The following is a 26,051-nucleotide window of genomic DNA, read 5'->3' as shown; positions in this document are numbered from 1 at the left end:
GTACTCTCCCAATGGTGGAGTAACATCACGCCTCCTTTTTATTTAATAACTTGAAAGGAGGTGATACAGTGAAACGCCTTGTTTTATTCCTTATGTTCGCTTTCGTATTTACGAAGTTTGAGACTATCGGTACATCTCTTGTGTTGTTAGCACTATTAAATGCTGACTTTGCAACAGATGCGGTTTTCAAAAGACTTGAAGATACAAAAGCAAAAGAGAGACTTTCTTCATTTGTTTTAAAAATGAAAAAAATCTCCCTTTCCAAAAGGTTGAAACAGGCGAAAGATGTTACTCCCAATAACATCTTCACATTACGAAATGTATTCGTATTAGGTTTTGTATTCGGTTTATCCGTTGCTTTCCTAATTCTGAACCATTTCTTAGGTTAAGAGCTTTAAAAAGGTTGAGTCGAAAAGGTGATTACACATCTTTTCGGCTTATTTTCATTATACATAATCCAAAACTATCTATTCAATAGAGAAACGGTTTGATATATCTTTATTCTTTTCATTTTTATACGATATCTACGGTTTCAATCGGAACTAAATAGGCTTCTGGTTGTGTATCAAACACTAAGCAAAGACCATTATCGTATTCTCTAATAATATCTACTCTGGTGTAAATAGATACACCATTTACGGTTTTGTTCATAATCCCTTCTAATTCAGGTTTGTCATCTTCACGATACTTTCCAATACGGAGCAATTTATCATACAATGTGTCTAAATCTTCTACCATTTTTAAATAAACTAATTTTACGCCACCCTCTGTTGACTCCGCTTCTTCCTCATAATGTTTGGATAAACGAGCAATTTCTTTTATACTTTCAAAGGTTTTTAAGTCCATTCTTTATTCCCCTTATCGTTCAATTCATTTTCTTATTATTTTAAAGAAAAGGATAGGAAAAAACAATTTATTCATGACGACAGAATGATATTTTTTCGTTATGATAAAGGTAATAAAAAGGGAGTGAAAATGATTATGTCATCACCAAACCCGAAACTTTTACAAGATTTTTTAATATATCTCACCACCATTAAGGGGAAATCAAAGAAAACCAGGCAAGAATATCTATATGACCTACGGATGTTGTTCCGTTTTTTATACTGCATACGTGAAGATATAGAATTAGAACAAATGAACAAGGTATCTATTAAAGAGATAGACATAGCTTTTATTAAAGATGTTTCATTGGAAGACTTGTATTTATTTTTAGAGTATTGTGAAGTAAATAGAAACAATGGTTCTTCAGCAAGAGCAAGAAAGGTTGCATCGATAAAATCCTTCTTCAAATACCTGACAGGAAAGAGAAGATTGTTAGAATATAATCCTGCTGGTGAATTGGAAAGCCCCAAGATTGGCACAAAAACGCCTATTTATCTAAATATAGAGGAGTCTGAACAGTTTTTAGATGGAATTAAAGAAGGGAATCATTATTATCGGGACACATGTTTAATGATATTATCGCTTAATTTAGGTCTTCGAGTATCCGAACTATGCGGTTTAAATACAAACTCCATTCAAGGTAAAACGATAAAGGTTCTTGGAAAGGGAAATAAAGAGAGAGTTCTTCCTTTAAATGATAGCTGTATGGAAGCGATTAAGGATTACTTACAATATGAGAGGGGAAAGGTTAGCAATATGACTGACCAAGAAGCTCTATTCCTTTCTCAAAAAGGGACAAGGCTGAATAAACGAACAGTTCAAAGACTGGTAAAAAAAGTGAATGAGCGTTCTGGATTAGAGAAGGAGAAGCTGACACCTCACAAATTAAGACATACTACCGCCACCCTTTTGTATCGTAGTAGTGGGGGAGATTTAAAAAGCCTCCAACAATTTTTAGGTCACAGTAATATTTCGACTACCCAAATTTACACCCATGTAGATAATGAACAAATGAAGCAAATGGCAGAGAATCATCCATTGAATAAACGGAAAATATAAACTTCCTTTTTTACATATAAGAAAGAAATGGAATAAAACAGGTGTATATTTTATTCTTTCAAAAGGAAGGAAGAGAAACATGGCAGAAGCACAAGTAAAAGTTATCTATACAATGGATTCAGAACAACAAGAGGTCTTAGTTCCTTATTTTAATCAAAAGATGATTAGTAAAGAGGAAATCAAAGAGCTTTTGTATCAATTCTGTCCTTTCCAGGTAACACCCATTACCTATTTTGCGAATAGAAATGATGGGTTTGAGATTGAATTGTATGACGAAGAGGATATGATTTATAGCTCCGAACCCTTAAATGTTATCTCTGTTTTAATAAACGATGATAGAGAAGAAAAAAATATCATTCGTTTACAATGATACTCTTGTTTTATGGAAACAGCAGAGCAAATACGTGAATTGGTCAATGGAGCACCCAAAGAGCAACAGCGTGAAAGGTTTATTCAAATATTAGAGATGAAAAAAAATAAGGAAACCCAAAGTGTAAAAATTCATTGTTCAACATGCGAAGTCGATTATGAGTACACGAAAAACAATGAAGGGAAATGGGTCGAAAACTTTCTAAACAACAAAGGCTGATTTAGAAAGATAACTGAAGACATTAACATTAATCGTGTTGAAATAAAAATGAACCTTGGATAATCCGAGGTTCATTTTTAATGAATAGCGTTTATTTCCAAAATATATCTGGACTTTCAAATTCCTCACCAGTTTTAATATCCTTTAATTTATACCAACCCTCACCATTGTCAAAGAATGATTTCAAAACCTCACATTTCTGACCTTCTGTGACGTTCCATAGTTCAGATGTTTTAACTCCTGTCACAATGGTTACTTGACTTTTATAATGTTGAATAATTTCAAAATAATCGACTTTGCCAAAGCTCTCGCCAATTAGTTCAGAAACAAATCCTTCATTAAGGTATTGGAGTTGTTCATCTTTAATACGGTTTTCAATCGTTTCACTAAGTAAACATTGAAGCTCCGTATCATTCATAGATAAGTTTTCTGACACCAATTCATCAATCAGATTTCTGTACCATTTTTCAATAAGAGTTGTTTCTAAATTATTAAACTTTGCCATGTCTATTCCTTCTTTCTTTTATAAAAAGTGGTTTAAAATTTTTATAACCGCATTTGCTCCTAATTGATTCCGTTTTCTTCGTTTAAAGAAATCATTTGTTCCATTAAAATGACCGACTACAGACACTCTAAGGGAAGACAAATCTTTATAAAGAGTATTACCTATAAAAATCTTCCCCATATTTTCTTCATGGGTACTGCCATTTACCAGATAAATGTCTTCTGGTTGATAAGGTTTAAAGTAATCCCTTATATTTTCTTCAACGCTATCAAAAACTCCTTTTGCAGTTGTCAGTTCTACTGCCTGTTGGATAAATTCATCATAACTGATTTTTTTATCTTTTGATAAATTGATATACATAAGTATCAAACTCCTTTTATGAATGTTTCACCTGTCTACGATAATCCGTATAAACACTCCAATCGACATTTCCTAAACGTCTCATAAGGCGTTCCGTTTCTTCTTGAATGGCACGACTATGAGGGGCTTCTTCTTCTCTTTTAAGTATCGCTTGAATTAAAAGAGCTTGTTGCACCGCTACTTGTTCACTTTCCATATTATTTCGATACCCCACGTTCCAAATGCTGGACTGAACCACGTAACGATTAGCTTTTCGTGCTTCTTTTTCATAATCTTCACGATTAATAAAAGACTGAAGACGTTGTAACAACCGTTTTAATTCCTGATTAATTAAAGAAATGTCATTCTTTTTCATTTGGTCTTTTTTCTTTTCCTGTTGTTGATGATACCAGTTTAAATGATGCATAAAGCATACCTCCTCAATAAATGAAATTAAGTAAAATTTCCTTTTTTCTAAAACTCTTTATTACTATAGTCATTTTGAATGTATTTTATAGAGGGAGGGAGAGAGGCGAAGAAGATAATAAAAGAGACTTCCCTCACTTATTAATGGTAAAGAAAACCTTCTTTCTACATATAAAAAACCCAAGTTGAGGACTTGGGTCTTTTGTTGATGTGTGCGAAATGCTAATTGGATTTACTTATTATGGTATTCTTATACTACAACACTCATTGACTATTGTCAATATATTCGGTATAATTAAATTGTGACAGAGTTGTGAACGTCTAACTAAAAGCATAAGATATAATAAGTTTAGAGAACCCAAATAAAGGAGGAATTTTTGTGAAATTTGATGTGAAAAATGTAAGCCTTTACAATTTTTTAGCCCCTTGGATAGTTTCTTGTGTATTTTTATTTACGAGTTTATATTTATGCATCTTAGAAACAAATTTTTATGCTTATGTCGTACCGTTTAGCTTGATTTCCTTTGTTATTTCTATTTTCACCTTTTACCAAACTCACAAAAAAGTGAAAAATGAAGAAGGAAGTCATGCGATTTATCAATTTTACCACATTAGCTTTGGTGTTTACCTATTGTCGTTTATATTCTCTATGGCAATCGTTTCTATCTATACTTCGATTTATGCGAGTGGTGGAGTCTTTTATGTCTGGTCGTTTCTTCCGATTCTTCTTTCTTCTCTTGTTGTATTAACAAGTGCGAAAAAGGGACTGAAAAAATATGAGATGTATAAACAAAAAATCGTTTGATAATAAAAAAATAGACCCTTCCCACAGATTCGGACAAATACATGGGAAAGTCTATTTTAATAAAAGAGCATAAAGCAGATGAACCCTTTGTCTACCCCAAATCGTGGACAGGGGGTTTTGCTTTTATACTTATATAATAATACTTTGAATTTGAAATTAATATACCTATTTAGTTCTACAATGTTCGACATTTTTAATATTTTTTTGTAAAAAATGTTATTTTATTGACAAAATTCATCATACGTGTAAAAACTCATTGACTATAGTCTATAAAAGTAGTACATTTCTTCTTAGAGAATAACGAAAAGGAGAATGTACATCATGAGAAAGTTAGTCAGTATCCAAACGGTACGAGCAGTGCTTCCGATTGAAGAGGCAGATGCAATTGAAGTAGCCAAAATTTTAGGCTGGTCGGTAGTAATTAAAAAAGGCGAATTTCAAGTAGGAGAAAAGGTCGTTTATGCAGAAATTGACTCTCTTTTCCCTGAAAAAGAAGAATTTGAATTTTTAAGAAAAAACAAGTTCCGTATTAGAACGCTAAAATTAAGAGGACAGGTATCACAAGGTATTTGCTTCCCATTAAGTATTTTACCTCCTGGTGATTATGAAGAAGGTCAAGAGGTAACGGAATTGATTGGCGTTACGAAATATGAGCCACCTATTCCAGCTTGTTTGGATGGAGAAGTACGAGGAATGTTTCCAAGTTTCATGCGAAAGCCTGACGAAGATAGAGTTCAAATCCTGCAAGAACGATTGACAAAAAATAATGGTCGAGAGTGCGTGTATAGTGAGAAATTAGATGGAGTTGCTACCTCTTTCTATTTAAATGAAGATGATTTTGGTGTTTGTTCTAAGAATCTGAATTTAATAGAAAATGATAAAAATGCGTATTGGATGATGGCGAAAAAATATGACGTAGAAAGAAAGCTACGTGCATTGGGTAGAAACCTTTCTCTTCAAGGCGAAACCATTGGTGATGGTATTCAAAAAAACAAATATAAATTGGGTCGCAATGAAAGACGCTTCTATCTCTACAACATTTTTGATATTGATAAATACCGCTATCTTGATTACGAAGAGTTTACAGCTTTGGCGAAAGAATTGGAGCTTTTAACAGTTCCATTCTTGGATGAAAACTTTATCCTAACAGACAATATTGACGAATTGGTGGAGCTTTCTAAAGGGTATAGTGTTATTAACCCAACAACAAAGCGTGAAGGAATTGTGATTAAAGAGAAAGTAGCAAAGAATGATAACCGCTTCAGTTTTAAAGCGATTAATCCAGAGTTCTTGCTAAAATTCGGAGACGAATAAGACTTAATTGATTTAAGGGAGATAGCTTATGTTATCTCCTTTTTATTTGGATGAATCTCTCCTGATTTCAGCGTTTTTTGTTATAGAAGGTTCAATATGAAACTATAACGTATATATAAACTTTAAAAAAGGAGAGGATTAAAATGGCGAAACATCTTAGAAAATCAACAAGGACAAAAATAACCAGTTCCTTTCTTTTAGGAACAATGGTCTTATCTATCGCAACACCTTCTTTTGCACAAGAAACAACAAAAGTCATTGGTACATTTGAGGCAACCATTTTGGATGTGTCTGTCCCTGCTACCAGTACATTTATTTATAATCCTAATACAGAACAAATGACTACTCAAAATTTAGACGTTGTAAGTAATACCAACGCTCCTATCTATATGAACATGGAAGAAATCAATGTATCAGAGGAATCCAGTTGGAAACCTAACCTGATTGCTCCTGCAACTTATACATCAGAACAGTGGCGAAACTTAACGACTGATAAAACGTCAAAAGAAGTAGCTTTAGGGGTACATGCTTTAGACGGAGAAAATTGGTTGTTTGATATAGAGAATCCTACGATTTGGAGCAGTGAAACAGTTTCAAAAAACAAAGTAGGTACTTTAAAAAATCATGGCATTGTTGAAGTACAACCTGTCTTGAAGTCGGGTAATGCTATTCCTTCTCAAAATATATTAACCACGAACTATATTTTCGAGTTTGGCTTAGAGGAAGGAAAACACGATGATAGTGATAAATTTACTGTTGATATAAACAAAGATTTACAGGTTCAATCAAATGGTATAGTTGCTTTTGAACCTGGTACTTGGCAAGTTGTTGGAAGCAGTCCTAAGTATTTATCTTCAGAGGGAGCTTTTCATGTTGCTGGTGCTTCTTTAAGTTATTATCAATACAATCTTCCTGTATTAGATACTGCAACCTTTGAATTAAAAGCAAAAACTTTAAGCAATGTAGCGAATTTAAATAGCTCTATGTCTATTGAGACTGGTGGGACAGGTGTAAGAATGTATTTCTATCCTGACAAAATAGAGGTAGGGAATATTACGCATTACTTAACAGGTAATGAATATCACACATACCGCATTGTAAAAGAGGGAGCAATAGCAACTATCTATGTAGATGGTGAGTATATTGGTGAAACTCCTGCAACTATCAATTATGGGTATTACCGTTTCTTCTTTGGTGACGGAACTTCTGGTGGTTCAAGTGATGCTTACTTCAAAGATATTCGTATCGCTCCAGGTGAGGCTCTTCATCTATAAATAGAAGACAAAGAGGGATAGTTCGATAGATAAGCTATCCCTTTTTTAATCAATCCTATATAACTTTATATAACCAATTAAAAAAGGAGGGAAAATAAATTGGAGAAACAACTTAGAAAATCAACAAGAAAAAACGTATCAAGCTCCTTTTTAGCAGGGATGATATTTGTAGTAGCTGTTACACCATCCTATGCAGAAGAAAGCAAAACAACCAAAGTTGTTGGCACGTTTGAAGCAACGATATTGGATGTCTCTGTCCCTGCGGTTAATACCTTTATCTATAATCCAAACACAGAGCAAATGACTACTCAAAATTTAGATGTTGTCAGTAATACGAATGCTCCCATCTATATGAATATGAAGGAAATCAACGTATCACAAGAATCCAGTTGGAAACCTAACCTCATTGCCCCTGCAACTTATACAGCAGAACAATGGAGAAACTTAACCACTGATAAAACGCAAAAGGAAGTAGCGTTAGGGGTACACGCTTTAGAGGGAGATAATTGGCTGTTTGACTTAAATAATCAAACCATATGGAGTAATGAAACAGTTTCAAAAAATAAAGTCGGGACTCTAAAGAATCATGGAAACATTGAAGTTCAACCTGTATTAAAATCTGGTAATGCCATTCCTGCTCAAAGTATTTTAACCACAAACTATATTTTTGAATTTGGATTAGAAGAAGGAGAATATCTGTCTTCAATCCTTGATTTTTCACATACGATATTAGATTCATCTCATGCAGAATTGTTTGCGACTGTTTCTAATGCGATTTCTCCGAACATTATTGGAGATGAATTATTTGTAGTTGATTATTTCCGACCACATACCATTTATGTTTATGACAAGAACACAAAAGCCCTAAAAAGAACGATGACCTATTCTGGAGTGCAAACGATTAGTGGGGGTTCTCAACGCTTTTATTCATTGGGTAATGATGGAACAAATTTATTAGCGTTCCGTTCAAGCACTAAAATAGACGTGATTGATAAAACGAGTGGACAAATTATTGGCACAAAAACTTTAAATAAGGCAGTGTCACATCCTGAACTATACGGTTCACCTACTTTCCAAGTGAAAGATGGCTATTTATATGTAACGCCTTATTACTCAACGAAACTCTATATATTTGATTATGCAACAGGTTCATTTATTAAAGAAATTGGTGGATTCAGTTCTACAAATGGTACTGCTATTCATGGAAGTACGTTATTGGTATCAGAAAGCAACAACAACAATATCCATGTCTTTAATATTAGCGACCCTATCAATCCAATTAAAGAAACGACTTTAACGCTTAACAATGGATATGTGAATGAAGGAATAGCGGTAGATAATGATTATATTTATATGGCTACTTATCAAAACAATAAAGTGATTCGACATTCACTGAAATAATAAACGTGTATAAAAAGAAAGGTGGAAAAGTATGAGTGAATTAACTTATCAATATATGAATCAAATGGCTGAAAAAATAAAAGAAAGACTGCCTGAATTATTGGATGAAAGAGAATCTATCTTGTTAGAACTATTTATCCGTTATCAAGGAGACCTTACTTCCGTAGCAAAAGGAGTGGGGATTACACAAGTACAATCAAGCCGAATTTTAAAAAGAGTTCAATTTAAGCTGGAAAAAGAGGCTGTATAAGAAATAAGAAGAAGGGAAACCCCCTTCTTTTTTTGTGCTATAAAAGGCTTTATAAAGTAGACAAGCATTTTCTATAATAATAGAGTAATCTATAAAAAAGGAATTGATTTTCAATACTTATTAAAGGGAGAGATAAAATATGAGTAAACATATCATTAAAGGAATTGTAAATGACAAAGAAGTTGAAATTGCGGTTGCAGACATAATGGATTCGCCACCTCATGAAATCACTATCAAAGCAACAGATAAAATGGAAGAAGGAATCATGGATATAATGGTGGTAGGTCTTCAATATTATGACTTCTCTATGTTTACTATTTTAATTGAAGTGATAGATGAAGATACAGTCGCACACCACTTTATGATTGATTCGTGGGCGATTCGTGATGTTTTAGGTGAACCTATGCATCCACTGAAAGTAGACAATCCTTATCTATATTTCAATGAACAAGCACGACAACAACTAATAAAGTAATCAAAGGGCAGGGGAATTTCTCCTGCCTTTTCTTTTGAAATTAACGGTTATAAAAAAAGAAGGAAACCTTCTTATGCTTTACTATTACGCATACTTGAAAGTTACTCTTCTTTCTATTTCTTGATTAATTTGATTGAGAATAGATTCTTTTTCTCTTTTTATAATCATTTCTTTTAATTGTTTACTCATATTATTAATTTTCAAATATCGGGTGAAATCTATAACACGTAGACCTTTTTTGTGATTCCAAATGAAGTGATGTAAAGATAGTTTATTGGGTATCCAACCAGCTTCACAACATTTATCAAAGTAGGACAAAATCAAAGGTATCATTCTCTCAAGCTCTCCAGAAGAACACTTATTCATCGGACAACCTTCAATATATTCCATCATGGCATACTGATTAGTTTCATACGCAATTAAATTTGGCACTTCTGGAAGATGTTTTAAATCAACTAATGGCTCACAATCATATATTTTCACATCTTTTGAGTAAAATTTTATCACTTTGTCTTCTTTTATAAGAATTTCACTTGCTTTACCTGTATATAGATGTCTCCAGCCTAATTCTTTAAGTTCTTTATACATATGAAAAAGCCTCCTGCTGTTAAATCCTTTTTTACCTTTATATATATCGACTGCATTTGCATTTTATAAACAATTTACTTTGCTTTGTTTTTTTTACAACATGTAGGATTATATCACCACTCTTGTATATAGTCAACGATATTGAAAAGTAAAAAATATAGTCTATAAGTTTATGTGATAATAACTTTTATGTAACCATGTGGACAAGTGCATATGATATAGAAGTTTTAGAAAAAAGGCATATATTTATATATTTCAGGAGGTTTTACAATGATAGTCTATCATGGAACAACAAAAGAAAAGGCAGAGTCTATACGAAAGGAAGGGTTCTCTCTTGAAAAACAAGGAGAGAATGGCAGTCACTTTGGTAATGGTGTTTATTTAACAACAACAAAGAAACGTGCAAAGGTTTATGGCAAACATATTGTATCTGTTGAAATTGATGATACAAATTTAGGAACTCTAAAAGGTGATTGGTTAAAGTCTTATCAAGATAAATGCCAAGAAGTTTATGAAGCTGGTACTCCTGCAGACAGTGTGAATACGGTAGTAGGTGAGTTTTATAAAAACCTTTATTCTTCACAAGGTAATAACGGTATTATCTTGGATAGCATAATTGGAACAGCTAAAGAAATTGTCGTTTATGACATGTCGATTATCCGTCATATATCTTAATAACGCAGGAAAAACTTTTATAAAGGAATGATAATGAATGAACAATGAACTGAATGAAATGTTTATTGAAATGATTACCACAAGGATAATTGTTGATGTTCTTGAAGGTGAAAGAGAGACAAGATTGATTCCTTGCGAAGAACTGGAGTTAAAAGTTCATGAAGGGATGTCTTATCTGACTTTACAAGATATATCCGAACAAATCCAAAAGAAGTTTGGAAAAGAAGTCATAATTGATGTATGGGAAGAGACAGGATTGAATGGCTATATTTATCGTTATGGGGGATATGGTGATTATTGGGTGAAGCATGGAACAACAAGAGGTTTTGCCTAATAGGATAGTTGAGCCTTTCATAAATAGAAAAAGGGAAGAATACTTATCAAAAGGGAGAGCGTTTAATGGCTATTTATTATCATGCATCAACAGACCTTCAACATAATGGAGAATTTATTCCACGTATCCCTGACTGCAGACATCAAGACCAAGAAGATAGTGTAACTCCACGTATTTCCGTTGCACCTTCGATAGAAGATTGTTTGACAGCTATACCAAATGGTGGTGGGCGTTTGGATGAATTAAATATCCAACTAAGAGGATACTATCTAATATATAAAATTGACACTGAAAAGTTAGGCATCTCTGAAAAAGATATGATTTTATCAGACGTTTTGTATGAAAAAGACTTAGTACGTGACGCTGAAATCACAAATGAGGTATGGATTACAACTCCATTCGTTGTTCCTGAAGAAGACCGTTTCTTTATCAAGTTGATTTCATGGGAAGAAACAGCAAAAGATATTGTTCCTTATTCTATCTACGATATAGCAGATAAAGAATATGAAGGAAATTATGTAGAAGCCTATGAGACCATTTATGATAAAAACGTGCCTTGTTCAGTAAAAATCATTGAGCCTATTTATATTCATGAAGAAGTAAAAGAGGGAGAAGAAGTTTCGATTTACTTTGAAGATGAAGAAGAAAAGGAAATGGTTCAAGAATTTATTGGAGAACATTATGAAGTGGAAATGACCACTGAATATATGGATGAATTAACATTTGATATGAAAAAGAATGGTAATTTAAGAAATTTATTTCTTTACCACAAGAGTATTATCGTTTTATAATGAAAAGCGGAGTCAATATCCGCTTTTTTGACTGTTTACTAACGAAAAGATTAATTTATACTTGAGAAGGTGTACAGTGTTTATGAACGTAAATGGAGGTTACGACATTCATATAAATACAGAGGAAAAAATCATTTATATGGATTTAAAAGGAACATTTCCACCAGATTTAGCCGATTCCTTTAATCAAAATTATTTATCTAAAATTCGACCTGTTGATATGAAGGATTATATTCTTAAAATTGACTGCTTGAAACTTAATGTAATTTTACCAGAAGAGTTACACAAACCACAGATTTCAGTGGTCTTTTATAAAAAATCAGGATTTAAAAAAATTCAAATAGTCGTTCAAAATCCTATTTTAAAAGGTCAAATAGAACGTCTAATGTTGTTTGCTGGAATAGACAATGTTGAGTTTATGGAACATAAATGATTTTTTGTATGGGAATGGGAGTATATCTTTCTCCCTTTTTTATTTCTTTCATTATGAACTTTATTGCATAAATCTATGACCTATGGTATCTATAGTATAGAAACATATGTTTCGTTTGAAAATAGGAGGAATACATAATGAACAAAACAGATTTAATCAATGCAGTAGCACAAAGCTCAGAGTTGTCCAAAAAAGATTCAACAAAGACTGTAGATGCAGTTTTTGATACGATTTTAAATGCGTTAAAAAATGGAGATAAAGTGGAATTAATCGGATTTGGAAATTTCTCTGTAAGTGAGCGTTCTGCAAGAAAAGGTAGAAATCCACAGACAGGTGAAGAAATTGAAATCAAAGCAACGAAAGTACCAAGTTTCAAACCTGGAAAGAAATTAAAGGATGCTGTCAAAGGTGCTTTAATAGAGGCTTAACTTTAGTAAAGATAGGGAGTGTATCCAAGGATACGCTCTTTTTTTCATGTATTTTACCACAAATAAAATCGAGTGCGTTTTTCTTTAAAAAATATGTAAAATATCGTTGACAATAGTCATTCCTATTTGTATAATAAGAAGTATCAAGAGAATAAAAAATAAAAGGTTACATAAACGAAAGGGAAGTGTAAAATTATTATGGCAACAGTAGGAACTTACACAATGAATGTGAATCGAGTAGGAAAAACAATTGATATGACAGTGAGTGGAACTTTCACACCTGAGAAAGCTCAAGCATTTATCAAAGATTATCAAGCTAAAGTAGGCTCAATCAAAGCAGATGAATTTGTATTGAAGTTTGATTGCCGAGACTTGGAAATAGTAACTCAAGAAATGATTCCAAACCTTGAAAATTGTTTTAAAATGTACATGGCTTCTGGATTCAAAAAAGTAGAAGTTGGAATTCAAAAGAAACCAATCATTAAAATGCAACTAAGTCGTTTGGCACGTAATGTCGGACTAACAAACTTGGAAGTTCTTGAAATTTATTAATCTGTAAGCGTTAAAAAGGGCAAGATTCCAATAATAGGGGTCTTGCCTTTTTATTATTTTTTATATAGACTACAGTCGAAACGTATAGAACCATTTTTTAATCATACGATAAAAAAGATATAGTAATATAGATGTGTACTTAACAGTATCTAAAATTATGTATTGGAGGTTTTTTTAAACAACTATGACAAACATTAGAATTAAAGCAGTGGATGTATATCACGCAAAGAAAGTAATTAACAATGATTTCTATATTGACCATTTTAAAGGTATTAATGGAAAAGACATTACACATTTCTTAGAAATCATGGGAAGAAAACAACGCTATCAAATTGATAACTTGGAAGAAAACTCAATAACAATGGCAATCGAAGCCTCTAAAGGTGTCTTGAAAAAAGCAGGATTAGAAGGAAAAGACATCGATATGATTATCTTCTCTACACAAGTACCTGAAGTCACTGTTCCAACAAATGCTATGTTTTTACACAATGCAATTGGAGCAAAGAAAGGGACAGTTATTTATGATATGAACGCAAACTGTGCTGGTATGACCATTGCAGTAGAACAAGCGTCACGATATATGTTATCCAGTAAACATGTTAATAAAGCCCTGGTAGTCGGTTCGGATTATCTTTCTTTATTAGCAGACCCGAATGATGCTATGACTTATGCAAACTTCGGAGACGCTTCATCTGCAGTTATTTTAGAAAAGACAGAAGAAGATACTGGATTTATTGATGCTATGTTTGAAGTAGATTCAGAAAATCGTAACAACATCTTGTATCCACACAAAGGACTTTCTCATGCGATTAAAGCTGGTGGAAGAGCCGATTCTATGCTTTGGCTTCCGTTTGACGGAACAATGTCCTTACCTTACACGTATGAGCAATTTGAAGCCATTTTAGACCGAAATGACTTAACAATTGATGATGTGAATGCGTTTTGTTTATCACAATTTGCAAAAGCGAATATTGATAAAATTCAAGAACGCTTTGCTATTCCAGATGAAAAAATCGTTTATGCTGGAGACCGTTATGGTTACACTGGTACAAGCTCTCCATTTATTGCCCTTTATGAAGGAATTGAATCAGGTCAAATCAAGCGTGGCGACCTCTTGTTATTCTGGACTATTGGTGGCGGTCACGAATTTATCACCATGTTGTATAAATACTAACAATATGAAAGAGACAGATGAAAACTAATCCATCTGTCTTTTTTATTATTTTAATTGGTATGTTCTGTGGTTAAATGAGGAAGAAGATATAGAATGTACTTTGATTAAAAGGGTAAAGAGGAAGAAAACGAATGTAAATAGGGGCGATAAAATGAAAGCATCTGAATCTTTTCAGTCAGATAATGGAGTATTAAACGTGATAACAAGAGACGATGGCGTGAGATTTATTGTGAACAAAGAAAATTGGAAAATCATTATTGGTCATTTTTCTTGGAAGAAAATAGACGAATTATTGATGAAAGGAAAGGTAAAAAACAGTCATACTGAAAGAGTAGACTATGCTAATATTGTGTTGGAAACTGAAATGAATTTTACTGATAGAAATGTTATGTTTCATTGTACAAGTGGAATAGAAACATTCCAATTTCAGCAAACAGAATGGGAACATTTAATGGATTATCTTAATAATTAATAGAAAAAAGAGCATGGTTTAAATACCCATGCTCTTTTTAGTGTTTTTAATAAGTGTAAGTACGACCTCTCAAACAAAGTTCGCAAGTTGTTTCATTTATAACTTCTAAGCGAAACACCATCACACGCCAAGCGTTGGTAAAATCAGTAAAATACTCACTAATATTAGAAAGTGTTAATACATCCTGTCCTGATTTTGACCATAGTTTATGGTTTTTCTTTTTTCTAACCTTATCCATATGTTCTACCAGGTCAATTTGGTCAGATTCCAATTGTTGTATAAAGGCTTCCGCTTCCTCAATATCTTGTTCAAATTCTTCTTTTGTTACCACTTCATCTACGCTATACATTTTGGTGTATTGTCCTTCAAAGTCTCCCTTTAAAGAGTCTACGATTTCTTTCATCTTTTCTGTATCGTATTCAATGGAAAGGGTAACACCGTTTAAAATGATTTCTTTTGTTTGCAATATCAACACTTCCTTATTGTTTTGATTTTTGAAGTACATTTTCTATATAGGTTGGAATAAGTTCAACCGCTTCACTTAACAATTTTTCTCTGCTGTTAAGTTCTTTTTCAATATTTTGCAAGTAAGTAGAATATTCTTTGTATCCATACTTGTTAAGAGGGAGCATGTTTCTTTTAATAATTTGAGTAATTTCACTTACTTGTTCTTTTGTTAATATATCAGGCTGTTTCATAATGTGATGATAGATTTGAGAAGCCCTCATAACTGGTAAATCCGTTTCATTTTCAATCCGAACCGTTTCATTTGCTATTACAAAGACTGGCTGGAACGGAATAAATGGCACATCTTGTCCTTTATTTTTTTGCCATTCATCAAATACAAACTTTTGTTTTAGGGCTATATGTCGATTCATTTGAGATGTAACACTTTTTTCAATAGGTTCTTCGTTTCCATTAGGAAAGACTTTCAACCATTGACCATCTTTTGTTACACGAATGGAATAGCTTCCGCTTTGTGCGTAATTTTTAACTTCAAGAGAATAAATCCCTTTGGTAGAAATAATGATATTGTCTGTTTCAACGGATTGACCGTTAATGTTAAGACGAGCACTTGAAAGACGTTCCCAGATATAATCGTACATACCTAATTCTTCGTTGACTCGTTGTTCTCCTCGAACCCCTGAACCCACAATGGCTAAATCTTTTTCTGTCTGTTGAATCGTTTCATTTAAACTGGTTTGTAGTTGTTCTATTTCGTCAGAGAAAATGGCTAAAGCGGTTTTATCAATAGAAAACTCTTTTAACACACTTTCAATTTCTTCAAGAGGTACGCCTACTTCGTTATTTGGAGTGAGAGAACGAAGGGCTTTTCGTGCCTTTGATTCCAGCTTTTTAAAATTCATTTGCTTCAATGATTCTAATTCTTTTTCTAAGAATTCAACTGCATCATCATTTGTAAATTTCACTTCTTTTGCCTTGTCAATATTAACGGAAACGAATGGATAGAAGGGAATATCCCAATGATTTTCCACAAAAGTATTTTTTAAGTTATTAGCTTCATTTTTGAGTACATCTGGTGAATAATGACGTTTTGGTTTCACTGGTTCTGGTATGAGGTCTTTCTTAATCTCTTTGTACGACTCACTAAATTCATTTTTAGGCATAAGGCTTCGGTTAATTTCTGGTGAATATGTGATTTCCCTTTTTCTTTTAAGAACTGTATCTGTATGTTTATTTGTTTTTGGATTGTAGACAATTTTACGTGCAAATAACAAATGAATTAAATAAGCAATATTAAGCCCAAACCAAATCATTTTAGTCAATTGTGAAGGGTCATCACCAAAAAACAACATGACAAATAAGGTGCTAATAAAGAAAAAAGCAACACTCAAAACAGGAACCATGAGAATTGGATATCTCCTTTTTGATTTTACATTCATTTTAGATTTCAAACTCCTTTTACGTCAAATTTCATTATTTATAGTCAATTCTATTTTACCATTTATGAGAAGGATTAGAAAGGGGAAAACAATATTTTTACTAAAGTAAAATATAAAAGTTTACAAAAGTAAAATTTTGATTATAATAAAGGGGAAGGCGGTGAAAAGATGCAGTTTAAAATTGACCAACCAGGTACGTTTCTTAAAGAAAAACGAAAAGAAGCAAAGTTTACCTTAAAAGAGGTTTCTAAACATACGGATTTAAGCGTAGGATACATCAGTCGAATTGAGAACGGTTCGTCTACACCATCTTTAGAGACTTTATATAAGTTATCTATGATATTGTCCTTCAGAATTGAAGATATTTGCTCTTTTGAGGATATAACTATACATAAAAATGAACCAGTTGCTTTAGAAGATTTATTTAAAGCCTTTTCTATTAAGATTGGAGAGGAGATTGTCGGGGATTTAGAAAAATTCCAAATGGCAAAATTGCTTCAGGTGATTCATAAGATGGACTGGAATGATGAACTGAATAAAATGAATCAGGTTAGTCAAATTCTGCTTTTAATTGACCAAATCAAGAGAGGGGATAGGAAAGTATGAGTCAATCAATTGTTATGCCTATTGAAGAATTATTGTGCTTAGAAGAAGGGAAGAAGGTTTCCTTATTAGAGGTCTATTTAAACAATAAATCACCAAAAACAGTCGCTCAATTTTCTTTAGGAGTAGAAATGGATGCGGATTATGTTATGTTCCTATCTCCATTTATAGAGAATATTATGGAGTGTTTAAAAGAATCGATGTATGTAGTCGATATTGAGAAGTTATTAAGCCAAGAGGGTGAAAAAATTCCTTTTGCTATGATACAACTTTTTGCTGATGAAAATGGCTTTAATGTAGGAAGTCGATTTTATCAGATTGAGGAAGAGGATTTGAAAAAGAAAGGGTTACATTTCTATGCAAAACTCAATACACTTTTAGAAGAATTAATTGAGTATGTGAATCAATTGGTAGAAGAATATGCAATTATGAAAGACAATGAAAAGATTTATTCTCCAAGAGAATTTCAATTTCTATATCAGAAAGTAAACGGACAATGGGAGTATGATACATTTGTCCGAATGACAGACCGAATGATAAGTGAGCAAAAGGGTGAAATACATGGATTGCTTACAAGAGAGATAGATAAGAAGCTATTAGCCATTACAAACGCTAATGAGCATATTGAAACGAGACGTTTGGCTATTAAATTCTATTCTGATGGATTATCAATTAATGCGGTAGAAATGGCAGGGTATTAAACAAAACAAAGAAGACACTAAAGGGATTATCCAATAGTGTTTTTTTATGTTGAATTGTTTTTATGTGAAAGAAAGAGTTATTTATCCTTTCTTTTGTAGTAGAAATATCCGAATATCTCTGAACCTATAAGACCGATACATAGTAAGCCTATATAAACCATTGTGTCGAGAAGGTTTTTATTTCCCAAAAAGTATTGAACAAGACCTATTGTAAGTAATACGATGTAAATCCAATAGGTTATCTTAATATCTAAATTTCTATCATTATCTTCATTCAATCTAATCCCTCCTTTTAGTACATTGTTTTATAACATATACATTTCCTATAACTATTTTTCGGATAAAACCAAAAAGCACTAAAGAATAGATAACTTTAGTGCCTTTTTTATGAGAAGGAGGTTGTTCTATCAGGAAATCAGGGAAACTTCTTCAGGAAAATCAGGTTTTAGAGAGAAGAGGAAATAAATCCTCTCCTATCTATCCTTACTTCGTACTTTCTTCATTCCAATAAAGACAAACTTCATTCGTTGCACGAATATTTGCAATGAACTCATTTTCTGGAAGATGATAATTGGAAAGTTCTGGAATATCATTCAACTGGATAATGAAGTAAACAAAAGATGCTATACCCTTAGAAATGACCTCAAGATTCTTTTTTACATCGACTTCACTTACGATTTCTAAATCAGAATAGGGAAGAACTGTTACTCCAAAATCTTCATCCATGTCTGCCAACATAACTTGTACTTCTGTACATTTGTCATCAACGTCAGCCACAATCCCAAACCCTTCCAAACCAAATCCTTTTTGTTGAACGAATTGTAATCTTTTGATTTCTCCTGTTTTCATAATAGAAAACCTCCTCATATTTAATTGTGAAGGAACAACCTTACAAATTAAATATACAATACATTTCGTTATTTGTCAATTATTTTTTACATAAGGAAGTTTTTTAAGGGTAATAATACAACAAAAGTGTAATATTCTACTAAGACATCCTGTACCATTGACTATTGTCAATAAGAGTGTAATAATGGCTTTGTTGGAAAAAATTTCTTAAACGCTGTTCAATTGTTCGTTATTAAGAACAGCTCATAATCTTAATTAAGAAATTGGCAACAATAAAAACTATTAAAATTATTGATTATAAAGGAGGAATTATTTTGAAAAAGACAAAAAAACAAATGATTACAACAGCTATGGTAGCGACTACACTATTTGGAGCATTAGCTCCATTAGCCCATGCGGAGGTTATTGATAATAAAGAAGAAACAAATAAAACAGTAAGTACACAATCAACGGAAGTACAAAACACTGCAGAAACTCAATCAGTAAAAGAGTTTACAGAGGCAGAGAAACAAGCCATTAATGAGAAAATCAATCAAAAGAACACAACACGCAATGATTTGATTTTAAAAGCAGTAGCAACAGATAATTGGGATGCTTATAATGAATTTGAAGCAAAAGAACATCCTGCTTGGTATGAAAAAACAGCAGATGGAAAATATGTTCCAAATAAAATCTATTTTGGTAACTTAATCGAGAGCTATGTTTTTAATATGCGTGAAGCTGATGTAAAAGCAGAACAAGCAGAAGATGGTAGTGTGGAACAACAAGAAGCCTTAAAACAAAAAGCTCATTACCAAAAACAAATTGAAGAATTACTGGTTGATTTCAAGAAAGCACCTGGTATTGTTCCTTATATCGTAGGAATTAACAGCAGTGAATCCTATGCAAAAGAATATGGTGTAGAGCAACCAGCTAACGGCTTCTTCGATAGTAAATACAATCATCCTGATGTTATGGATAAAGGTGTATTTGTTAAAGAAGACGTGGTGAAAGAGACTACGGTTGCTGTTGTTGGAGGAGCAACAACTCCTGAAGTGACAACTAAAACAAATGAATCTGTTTCGTCTGCAGTAAGTGGAGAAAGCACTGAAACGGTTGTCAAAGAAGAAGTAACAACTACAAATGACGACTTTGTTTATGATGTTGAGATTGTAGACGATGGCGTATTCACAGAGGAAGAAAAACAAGCAATTGATAAAGTCATTAACCACAAGAACATGACACGAAATGATTTAATTTTAGATGCTGTGGCGACAGGCGATTGGAGTGCTTACCATGCGTTTGAAGCAAAAAGCCATCCTGCTTGGTATGAAAAAACAGAAGACGGTAAATATGTTCCAAATAAAATCTACTTTGGTAACTTAATCGAAAGTTCTGTATTTAGTATGCGTGAAGCTGATGCGAAGTATGAACAAGCAGAGGATGGTAGCGTAGAAAAAGAACAAGCTCTTATAGTTAAAAAGATTTGGGAAGCCAATGTCCAAGATTTGCTGATTGGTTTCAAAAAAGCACCAGGGATTGTCCCTTATGTAATTGGAATCAATAGCAATGAATCCTATGCAAAAGAATTTGGTGTGGAACAACCAGCTAACGGTTTCTTTGACAGTAAGTACAATCATCCGTCTGTAATGGACAAAGGCGTTTTTGCTGAATAAAGCCAGTAGTAAGTAAAAGGATGCTCTATTATAAGAGCATCTTTTTTTATTCAATATATGAAATAAGATATATCAAAACTGTTCCTGCAAGGAGTAAGAATAATTAGTTTTTCTAAATTCTACTATATAAAAATTATAGAAGGGAGAGTGGCGAATGTACTTTTATATTATTTCATTAGTAATTTCTACTACAGCAAGTATTAAGCAATACAAAAAAACAGCCATTATTTTATGGATAGGTTTCTTTTTGTCTTTATTTACACGACCTTGGCATGAATTTAGAGGTTTTGAAGGGATGGTTGAAGGATTTATTTTATTGTTGATAGTTTTCCCAATTTATATAGTGGGTTTTATTTCTTGGATTGTCGGTTATCTACAAAGAAAAAAGCAGTCTAAAATCAAGGTGGAACACCAATTATGATAGGCTATGAAAGGATATTTACAACGCATTGGTGGATAGCTGTGTTTATGCAATATCCTCTTATTCATTTTATTGTAGGGGCAATCTGTATTTTGCTTCCGCTTATTGCATTATTTAGAGGTAGATATTATGCAAACTTTTGTTTTTGGATAGGACTTTACTTTTTATTTAACACAGAGCATTTTGGTGGAATGAAAAATATGAATATACCAGAGAAAGATTCATTTTTTAATTTACACCTAACCATGCTTCCTTGCTATATCATTGGGATAGTTGTCTGGATAATTGAAGTCAAATATCTCTCTAAGAAAAAAAGGAAGGAGAACTAAAAAACAACGGTTCTGTATTTTATAAGCAATTTATATTACAATAGTGTAGTAACCTTTGAGTTTTAGGGTGGGAGGTTCATTGTTGTCCTTTCGATGCATCTTGCAGAGAAGGGAGGTGAACCGTCTTGGAAATTCTTATTCTTTTACTTGTAGAAATCGTTAGGACTTTAGCAAGAGAACTTGTAACATATTCTGTTAAAGTCTTTACAAATAAACGCAAGAGGAACAAGAAGACCACCCAAAAGCTCGGCAAAAGCAAACAGGGTGGTCGTTCTCGCAAATAATTCAATTATTCGATGAACCAAACCCTTAAGGCTCGGTTACATAGGGGGCATCGATATTACCAGTATCGGTGTCCTCTTTTTAAATTATGCTAAATAGATTAAAAATAGTCTTGTTGATATGATTATTTTACAATGAAATCAAAGCACTTGCAAACATTTAAGGTAAATAAGATTTAAAACATAACTGTATAAAATACCAGATTGAACAATGAGTATATACTTATTGTTCTTTTTTATGAAATCATGGCAAATGAATAAGATATAAGAAGTTTTAAAAAATAGGCGTATTTTACATACACTTTTGGAGGGTTTTTATATGACATTTTTCGGTTTAGAAGTTTTGGAAATGGAACAAGAGGAACAAAAAGAATTAACGGTAAAGGATATTTCATTTAATGGTACTGGTGGTACAGACATTGATGGGGAATGGCAGTGGAGTGGAAGCTACGAAATGCAACTATCACGTAGTTATAAACCTACAAAGTACAACTTTTACGCTTCCATTAGTCGTAGACGTTCAAACAGAGGAAACACGATTGGCTGGTACGTTACACTCTATCTTTCTATCTTTTATAGTAATGGAAGAGATATTAAAGTGCTGGACAAAAAAGTGAGGTCTTTAAAATCAGCAAAACAAGTGATTTTTGAAAAGATTCAAGAACTGCATGAAGATGTAGCTGGAACGGAAGATTTGATAAATGAATGGAAAAAGAACAATGCTCAACCTGTTTTTGCGGTGGATAAAGAAACTGGTAAACCACTATTGATTGGGACAGCTTATATTTCTGCTTCCGTAGAAATGGATAAGAGCAAAGAAACATTATGGTTCAATGAAGATGTACCAGATTACAACAAGTACAAAACTTTTTATGAACTAAATGTGAGTTGGCGTAAACCTGTTCATTTCTATGCTTCTAAGACCGAAAGAACATGGGGAGGTTACACTGGTTCTTCTGAAAAAGATGAAGCATTAGTAAATCAAATGATTGAACTCATTAAGGGAAATGAAAAGTATGCTTCTTTATTTGAAGAGTTTGACCGATACAATGCTCGTTGGGCTGAATAAGGTGAAGCATTTAGATAGTTAAAGAAATGATGTAAAAAGGAGTGAAAATCTTGAAGAAACTTTTAGGTGAAATAAAAGAATGGTATCTCTTCGGAAAAGACCAGGGGTTTTGGTTTGCAACTAAATATAAATTAGGTATTGCAAAAGAAGGTAAAGATTTTTATTGAACTTATATTCTAAGGTTGTAAATGAAACTATATTTTACATGGCGAAAGGTGATAACAATGATTGAATTAACGTATGCTGAAAGAATTGAATTAAGTTATTTAAGATTAAAAGGTTTTAGATATTTGGTGAGAAATGAAATTGGTTCAATTAGTGTCTTTGTGAATAAACCTCACAGAGATAAAGAAGTCAATTACATTCCTTTTGGAAGAAGTAGAGGGGGATATGACCACTGGATTGAAACACAAACACCTATATCTTTGGAAGAACAAAGAAGAACAACACATACAGAATTAGGGAAATATGAGTTCATTCAATGGAAAGATGAACCATTGTTAATAGAGGATTTGATTAATAATTAATTTTTAACAAGTAGAGCAGAGGGATAGTATAAACCTCTGTTCTTTTTTGTGAAAAAAGAGGGTGGAGAAAAGGGGTATAAAAAAGGATTCCCCAAAGGAAATCCTGTTGATTAAAAATCACTTTCACCGCAATATTCGCATCGACTTCCATATGCATCAGTCATTCTTCCACAAGCAGAACAAGAAGTAACTGCCTCACGAACTAATTTAAATTTTTTACGTTTCAAGATAAATTACACCTCCTTATTTCTGTTTATCTTTATTGTATAGATACCTCAATTTACTGACAATAGAAGGGAGGTTTGAGTCCGTTCAACCTTTTAAAAGGGTGGAGGGGAGTATTTATCCCAAATTTCCAAGGTGTTTTAATAAAAAGGTTAATAAAATTTAAATTATCAATCCAGAGGATATTCCTGATAAAAGGATTTAAAGAGTATTAATAAAAGATAAAATGGACATAACTTGAATTAGTAAGAGATAAATCATACGAATCAAAGAGGAGAGCGGAGAAAAATGAAAAACCGATATGTAATGAACGAACCAAGGGATAACCTAAAAGAACGAATTCAAGTATTGATGGAAATAGAAGCAAGTGGAAAAAGTAGAGACTTGTGCCGAATAACCCTTGACTTTTCTGGTGATGAAGTAAAAATTAAAATAGATACTACTGGCGAGTATGAAAAAGTGTTAGATTATACACTCCAAAGGTATGCTGACTATGTAATGGAATTGATTAACATAACCCTATCAAAAAACTCTTCAATTTGGAGTAACGGGTATATTAAAGTAAATGGTTCACCAAAAGAAGCAATGGTTGCTTTTCTTGACGTGTGGGTAGGAAGAGATGGCGTTGTGAACTGTCGTTCTAATTTATTCTTTGAACATGTACTTAAGGAAGAACAGGCTCTAAGGAAAAAATTTGATTCTCTTTTCCTTTTAATGGCGGAAAAAATTAAAAAAGAAGAAGAATACAAGGATTATTTCTTTTAAAATTTAACCATGTATCAAAAATGAAATACTTGAATGAAACAGAAACAAAAAATTCACTTTTACAATCAAATTTGAATCTCTTCGTGAAAAAGGGAAGGAGACATTATAATAAATGTTTCCATGTTGCCCCACGAACAATATCACTAATAGTTGGTCTTTTGACATGATATTTTTCAGCTAATATCTCTTGTGTAGAAACCTTTTGTTTTCCTACAGAAAGAGCTTCTTCGTATTCTTTCCGAATATTTATTACGTCTTGTTCTGTTAGTTTGGATTGATTATTCGATTTACCTGTTTGGGTTATAGATAGTTTTTTACCGTATTCTTCCGTATATCGGTTTGTTACCGCTCCATGACGAATTCGTTTTATACTATCTTCACTAAAATTTTGATAATTAATTTTGCCTTGTTCTTGTTTGGAACGCAATCCTTGACCATATTCCATTAATATTTTTTTGATATGTTTAGTATATATATTTAATTTTTTCGATATCTTACTCATAGATTCTTTTTCTCTATAGTAGAGATTTAATATCGTGTCCTTTTGTTCAAGTTCTTTATGAAAGGTAGACCGAGACATCTTCACTTTCCCTCCTTATAAATATTGTAATGGCTTTATTGATATATTCAAGATTAAAAAATAGCACAAAAGTAAAACCTTACAATTAAAATAGATTGTAAGGCATACATATTACATTTCTTTTATCCAATTCATTTCAAATGGTTCAGAAGAGGCTAAACGAAAACCATGTTTGGTTAGAAACTTCTTTAGAGGTTCTGATAATACACATTCAAACATAATTCGCTTATAACCTTGTTCCTTTCCATACTTCATCAGTAAATCTAATAAACGCTCCCCAAATCCTTGCCTTTGATGGATAAAGTTGATTCTGGCTACGACTAATTGTTTTAAATAAGTATTCAAGCGGAGGAGAAGTTCATTTTCATCTTCTTCGTTACAACCCTTTAAAAACAATCGTTGCATATCCAGCTTGGATAAATAAAGACTTTGACCAGCATCTTCCTCAAAAATAGTAATCATCTCACCAAATTCACTGTTTTTATCAATTAATTTCATATATATTGTTCCTTTCAAAACTTATCTCAAAGAAGATAACCTAATTTTTAAAACTAATTTATTATAAACAATTGAATAGAAGGTATTCTCATTCATTCCTATTCAATAAGAATATAAAGAAGGGAGGAAAAACAGATTATCTTCAATTAAAAGGACTTGTCCATAATGTTAGGAGAGAGGGACTTGATTAGCGTTTATTGCAATCTCTATATCTGTTTTGACCTTCCGAATGGCTAAATCTGTTCGTAGACCACGAGCGTTCCATCTTAGCGTTCGTAACAGGATTTCTTTATCATCGGGAAACGCCTCTTGAATGGCTTTAAATGAGGATTCAGGGAGGATTTCTATAAGGGTTTCCAGATTCATTCGTGAATACTTATCGAATCCATATGTTTTAAGTTCAGCAAAATCCTTAAATTTATAGGTTTTCTTATTGTTTAATTCTTGGATTTTATCTGCACATTTTAGACTAACGCCTTTTTCATTGCGATAGGGAATTGTTCCAGCCCATTTTTCACCGTTTTGCTCCAAGTTGGCTCTAAATTCTTCACTTTCTAAGAATTTTTTTACAAACACATGATAGGTATGATGATTAAATTTTTCTTCATTTGACCATGAATGATAATATGTGCCTAAAGGTTTCCATTCATCATCTCTTTTTTTCTGAACTGAAATCTTTAAGGTACAAGCCAATGATTTATGGTCTTCCAATCTGATTAGATAACGACTATCATCAGGATTAAATAAAATCCAAATATCATTTTCTATAAAAGATAAAGTCTCCACATTCCCATCTCCTTTAATGAAAGTTCTTTATTTAATACCATTCTTTCACTCATAGTACGATTTTCTTTCGTTTTTGACAATAAATAGAG

The 26,051-nt window shown here is 32.6% G+C and carries 37 protein-coding genes; 25 read left to right on the top strand and 12 right to left on the bottom strand.

The genetic code is table 11. The features are described 5' to 3' along the window. Nucleotides 1-68: 68 nt before the first annotated feature. Entirely contained in the window at nucleotides 69-389 is a 321-nt protein-coding gene (locus CVD28_RS02515) for a hypothetical protein (RefSeq protein WP_101590783.1), read from the top strand. Nucleotides 390-513: 124 nt separating this feature from the next. On the opposite strand, the gene CVD28_RS02510 is transcribed toward CVD28_RS02515, so the two are convergent. Continuing rightward, entirely contained in the window at nucleotides 514-846 is a 333-nt protein-coding gene (locus tag CVD28_RS02510) for a hypothetical protein (protein ID WP_101590782.1), read from the bottom strand. Between the two features lie 135 nt (nucleotides 847-981). Here CVD28_RS02510 and CVD28_RS02505 point away from each other — a divergent pair, with 135 nt between their 5' ends. Both CVD28_RS02505 and CVD28_RS02500 read left to right on the top strand, forming a co-directional pair. Next, complete coding sequence (locus CVD28_RS02505; RefSeq protein WP_101591236.1) at nucleotides 982-1,944, top strand: tyrosine recombinase XerC; 963 nt, start codon at nucleotides 982-984, stop codon at nucleotides 1,942-1,944. Nucleotides 1,945-2,023: 79 nt separating this feature from the next. Continuing rightward, on the top strand, nucleotides 2,024-2,314 hold the full coding sequence (locus CVD28_RS02500) for a hypothetical protein (protein ID WP_101590781.1): 291 nt from the start codon (nucleotides 2,024-2,026) through the stop codon (nucleotides 2,312-2,314). Nucleotides 2,315-2,624: 310 nt separating this feature from the next. On the opposite strand, the gene CVD28_RS02490 is transcribed toward CVD28_RS02500, so the two are convergent. Genes CVD28_RS02490 through CVD28_RS02480 form a run of 3 tightly spaced genes read right to left on the bottom strand, consistent with a single transcriptional unit; the run spans nucleotide 2,625 to nucleotide 3,804 of the window. Continuing rightward, entirely contained in the window at nucleotides 2,625-3,038 is a 414-nt protein-coding gene (locus CVD28_RS02490; RefSeq protein ID WP_101590779.1) for a hypothetical protein, read from the bottom strand. Nucleotides 3,039-3,056: 18 nt separating this feature from the next. After that, nucleotides 3,057-3,398: a hypothetical protein gene (locus tag CVD28_RS02485; protein ID WP_101590778.1), complete on the bottom strand. Its 342-nt coding sequence runs from the start codon at nucleotides 3,396-3,398 to the stop codon at nucleotides 3,057-3,059. Between the two features lie 16 nt (nucleotides 3,399-3,414). Then, complete coding sequence (locus CVD28_RS02480; protein WP_101590777.1) at nucleotides 3,415-3,804, bottom strand: hypothetical protein; 390 nt, start codon at nucleotides 3,802-3,804, stop codon at nucleotides 3,415-3,417. Nucleotides 3,805-4,182: 378 nt separating this feature from the next. Between CVD28_RS02480 and CVD28_RS02475 the strand changes: the two genes are divergently transcribed. From CVD28_RS02475 to CVD28_RS02450, 6 genes are all read left to right on the top strand, one after another. Beyond that, the gene (locus tag CVD28_RS02475) at nucleotides 4,183-4,608 is read left to right on the top strand and encodes a hypothetical protein (protein WP_101590776.1); all 426 of its coding nucleotides are present in this window, start codon (nucleotides 4,183-4,185) and stop codon (nucleotides 4,606-4,608) included. A 321-nt stretch (nucleotides 4,609-4,929) separates the two neighbouring features. Further along, nucleotides 4,930-5,922 carry an RNA ligase (ATP) gene (locus tag CVD28_RS02470; protein WP_101590775.1) on the top strand — a complete coding sequence of 331 codons (993 nt, stop codon included), beginning with the start codon at nucleotides 4,930-4,932 and terminating at the stop codon, nucleotides 5,920-5,922. Nucleotides 5,923-6,065: 143 nt separating this feature from the next. Beyond that, a complete protein-coding gene (locus tag CVD28_RS02465; protein WP_101590774.1) occupies nucleotides 6,066-7,196 on the top strand; it encodes a hypothetical protein in 1,131 nt (376 codons plus the stop codon). A gap of 99 nt (nucleotides 7,197-7,295) precedes the next feature. Continuing rightward, on the top strand, nucleotides 7,296-8,597 hold the full coding sequence (locus CVD28_RS02460) for a YncE family protein (RefSeq protein WP_101590773.1): 1,302 nt from the start codon (nucleotides 7,296-7,298) through the stop codon (nucleotides 8,595-8,597). A 31-nt stretch (nucleotides 8,598-8,628) separates the two neighbouring features. Further along, nucleotides 8,629-8,847 carry a hypothetical protein gene (locus tag CVD28_RS02455; RefSeq protein ID WP_101590772.1) on the top strand — a complete coding sequence of 73 codons (219 nt, stop codon included), beginning with the start codon at nucleotides 8,629-8,631 and terminating at the stop codon, nucleotides 8,845-8,847. Between the two features lie 139 nt (nucleotides 8,848-8,986). Next, nucleotides 8,987-9,322 (top strand): hypothetical protein, encoded by a 336-nt coding sequence (locus tag CVD28_RS02450; RefSeq protein ID WP_101590771.1) that lies wholly within the window; start codon nucleotides 8,987-8,989, stop codon nucleotides 9,320-9,322. A gap of 84 nt (nucleotides 9,323-9,406) precedes the next feature. On the opposite strand, the gene CVD28_RS02445 is transcribed toward CVD28_RS02450, so the two are convergent. Then, the gene (locus tag CVD28_RS02445) at nucleotides 9,407-9,910 is read right to left on the bottom strand and encodes a hypothetical protein (RefSeq protein ID WP_101590770.1); all 504 of its coding nucleotides are present in this window, start codon (nucleotides 9,908-9,910) and stop codon (nucleotides 9,407-9,409) included. A 270-nt stretch (nucleotides 9,911-10,180) separates the two neighbouring features. Between CVD28_RS02445 and CVD28_RS02440 the strand changes: the two genes are divergently transcribed. The 8 genes from CVD28_RS02440 to CVD28_RS02405 all read left to right on the top strand — a co-directional run bounded on the left by CVD28_RS02440 (nucleotide 10,181) and on the right by CVD28_RS02405 (nucleotide 14,769). Next, nucleotides 10,181-10,585: a hypothetical protein gene (locus CVD28_RS02440; protein WP_101590769.1), complete on the top strand. Its 405-nt coding sequence runs from the start codon at nucleotides 10,181-10,183 to the stop codon at nucleotides 10,583-10,585. A gap of 37 nt (nucleotides 10,586-10,622) precedes the next feature. Then, a complete protein-coding gene (locus tag CVD28_RS02435) occupies nucleotides 10,623-10,919 on the top strand; it encodes a hypothetical protein (protein WP_101590768.1) in 297 nt (98 codons plus the stop codon). A gap of 65 nt (nucleotides 10,920-10,984) precedes the next feature. After that, nucleotides 10,985-11,710, top strand: a complete 726-nt coding sequence (locus CVD28_RS02430; protein WP_101590767.1) for a hypothetical protein — start codon at nucleotides 10,985-10,987, stop codon at nucleotides 11,708-11,710. Nucleotides 11,711-11,792: 82 nt separating this feature from the next. Beyond that, nucleotides 11,793-12,143, top strand: coding sequence for a hypothetical protein (locus tag CVD28_RS02425; RefSeq protein WP_101590766.1), 351 nt, complete (start codon nucleotides 11,793-11,795; stop codon nucleotides 12,141-12,143). 137 nt (nucleotides 12,144-12,280) lie between these two features. Continuing rightward, complete coding sequence (locus tag CVD28_RS02420) at nucleotides 12,281-12,571, top strand: HU family DNA-binding protein (RefSeq protein WP_101590765.1); 291 nt, start codon at nucleotides 12,281-12,283, stop codon at nucleotides 12,569-12,571. A 198-nt stretch (nucleotides 12,572-12,769) separates the two neighbouring features. Continuing rightward, on the top strand, nucleotides 12,770-13,123 hold the full coding sequence (locus CVD28_RS02415) for a hypothetical protein (RefSeq protein ID WP_101590764.1): 354 nt from the start codon (nucleotides 12,770-12,772) through the stop codon (nucleotides 13,121-13,123). Nucleotides 13,124-13,307: 184 nt separating this feature from the next. Next, complete coding sequence (locus tag CVD28_RS02410) at nucleotides 13,308-14,297, top strand: ketoacyl-ACP synthase III (protein WP_101590763.1); 990 nt, start codon at nucleotides 13,308-13,310, stop codon at nucleotides 14,295-14,297. Nucleotides 14,298-14,448: 151 nt separating this feature from the next. Continuing rightward, nucleotides 14,449-14,769: a hypothetical protein gene (locus CVD28_RS02405; protein ID WP_101590762.1), complete on the top strand. Its 321-nt coding sequence runs from the start codon at nucleotides 14,449-14,451 to the stop codon at nucleotides 14,767-14,769. A gap of 46 nt (nucleotides 14,770-14,815) precedes the next feature. On the opposite strand, the gene CVD28_RS02400 is transcribed toward CVD28_RS02405, so the two are convergent. Together CVD28_RS02400 and CVD28_RS02395 are read right to left on the bottom strand one after the other, a co-directional pair. Continuing rightward, on the bottom strand, nucleotides 14,816-15,235 hold the full coding sequence (locus CVD28_RS02400) for a hypothetical protein (RefSeq protein WP_101590761.1): 420 nt from the start codon (nucleotides 15,233-15,235) through the stop codon (nucleotides 14,816-14,818). A 13-nt stretch (nucleotides 15,236-15,248) separates the two neighbouring features. Continuing rightward, entirely contained in the window at nucleotides 15,249-16,673 is a 1,425-nt protein-coding gene (locus CVD28_RS02395) for a nuclease-related domain-containing protein (protein WP_101590760.1), read from the bottom strand. A 168-nt stretch (nucleotides 16,674-16,841) separates the two neighbouring features. On the opposite strand from CVD28_RS02395, the gene CVD28_RS02390 reads away from it, so the two are divergent. Then, the gene (locus CVD28_RS02390) at nucleotides 16,842-17,279 is read left to right on the top strand and encodes a helix-turn-helix domain-containing protein (RefSeq protein ID WP_101590759.1); all 438 of its coding nucleotides are present in this window, start codon (nucleotides 16,842-16,844) and stop codon (nucleotides 17,277-17,279) included. Next, nucleotides 17,276-17,977 carry a hypothetical protein gene (locus tag CVD28_RS02385; RefSeq protein ID WP_101590758.1) on the top strand — a complete coding sequence of 234 codons (702 nt, stop codon included), beginning with the start codon at nucleotides 17,276-17,278 and terminating at the stop codon, nucleotides 17,975-17,977. The genes CVD28_RS02390 and CVD28_RS02385 overlap by 4 nt, the downstream gene beginning before the upstream one ends. A gap of 77 nt (nucleotides 17,978-18,054) precedes the next feature. Here CVD28_RS02385 and CVD28_RS02380 read toward each other — a convergent pair whose 3' ends face one another. Both CVD28_RS02380 and CVD28_RS02375 read right to left on the bottom strand, forming a co-directional pair. Further along, nucleotides 18,055-18,255 (bottom strand): hypothetical protein, encoded by a 201-nt coding sequence (locus tag CVD28_RS02380; protein WP_101590757.1) that lies wholly within the window; start codon nucleotides 18,253-18,255, stop codon nucleotides 18,055-18,057. Between the two features lie 205 nt (nucleotides 18,256-18,460). Next, on the bottom strand, nucleotides 18,461-18,826 hold the full coding sequence (locus CVD28_RS02375) for a hypothetical protein (protein ID WP_101590756.1): 366 nt from the start codon (nucleotides 18,824-18,826) through the stop codon (nucleotides 18,461-18,463). 314 nt (nucleotides 18,827-19,140) lie between these two features. On the opposite strand from CVD28_RS02375, the gene CVD28_RS02370 reads away from it, so the two are divergent. The 6 genes from CVD28_RS02370 (at nucleotide 19,141) to CVD28_RS02345 (ending at nucleotide 24,098) form a co-directional block, all read left to right on the top strand. Beyond that, nucleotides 19,141-20,481 carry a hypothetical protein gene (locus CVD28_RS02370; RefSeq protein WP_101590755.1) on the top strand — a complete coding sequence of 447 codons (1,341 nt, stop codon included), beginning with the start codon at nucleotides 19,141-19,143 and terminating at the stop codon, nucleotides 20,479-20,481. A 154-nt stretch (nucleotides 20,482-20,635) separates the two neighbouring features. Further along, nucleotides 20,636-20,902 (top strand): hypothetical protein, encoded by a 267-nt coding sequence (locus tag CVD28_RS02365; RefSeq protein ID WP_101590754.1) that lies wholly within the window; start codon nucleotides 20,636-20,638, stop codon nucleotides 20,900-20,902. After that, nucleotides 20,899-21,231, top strand: coding sequence for a hypothetical protein (locus CVD28_RS02360; protein WP_101590753.1), 333 nt, complete (start codon nucleotides 20,899-20,901; stop codon nucleotides 21,229-21,231). The genes CVD28_RS02365 and CVD28_RS02360 overlap by 4 nt, the downstream gene beginning before the upstream one ends. A 600-nt stretch (nucleotides 21,232-21,831) precedes the next feature. Next, nucleotides 21,832-22,581, top strand: a complete 750-nt coding sequence (locus tag CVD28_RS02355; RefSeq protein WP_101590752.1) for a hypothetical protein — start codon at nucleotides 21,832-21,834, stop codon at nucleotides 22,579-22,581. 224 nt (nucleotides 22,582-22,805) lie between these two features. After that, entirely contained in the window at nucleotides 22,806-23,108 is a 303-nt protein-coding gene (locus tag CVD28_RS02350; RefSeq protein WP_257985727.1) for a hypothetical protein, read from the top strand. A gap of 513 nt (nucleotides 23,109-23,621) precedes the next feature. After that, entirely contained in the window at nucleotides 23,622-24,098 is a 477-nt protein-coding gene (locus CVD28_RS02345; protein WP_101590751.1) for a hypothetical protein, read from the top strand. A 103-nt stretch (nucleotides 24,099-24,201) separates the two neighbouring features. Here CVD28_RS02345 and CVD28_RS02340 read toward each other — a convergent pair whose 3' ends face one another. From CVD28_RS02340 to CVD28_RS02330, 3 genes are all read right to left on the bottom strand, one after another. After that, nucleotides 24,202-24,678 (bottom strand): hypothetical protein, encoded by a 477-nt coding sequence (locus CVD28_RS02340; protein ID WP_101590750.1) that lies wholly within the window; start codon nucleotides 24,676-24,678, stop codon nucleotides 24,202-24,204. A gap of 111 nt (nucleotides 24,679-24,789) precedes the next feature. After that, nucleotides 24,790-25,176, bottom strand: coding sequence for a GNAT family N-acetyltransferase (locus CVD28_RS02335; protein ID WP_101590749.1), 387 nt, complete (start codon nucleotides 25,174-25,176; stop codon nucleotides 24,790-24,792). 168 nt (nucleotides 25,177-25,344) lie between these two features. Beyond that, nucleotides 25,345-25,962 carry a hypothetical protein gene (locus tag CVD28_RS02330; protein WP_101590748.1) on the bottom strand — a complete coding sequence of 206 codons (618 nt, stop codon included), beginning with the start codon at nucleotides 25,960-25,962 and terminating at the stop codon, nucleotides 25,345-25,347. Between the last annotated feature and the right edge of the window lie 89 nt (nucleotides 25,963-26,051).

Source organism: Bacillus sp. M6-12 (assembly GCF_002860285.1).
Lineage (GTDB): Bacteria > Bacillota > Bacilli > Bacillales > DSM-1321 > Peribacillus.
Note: the sequence above shows the minus strand (reverse complement) of the source record. Positions and strands in the feature narration are given on the sequence as shown.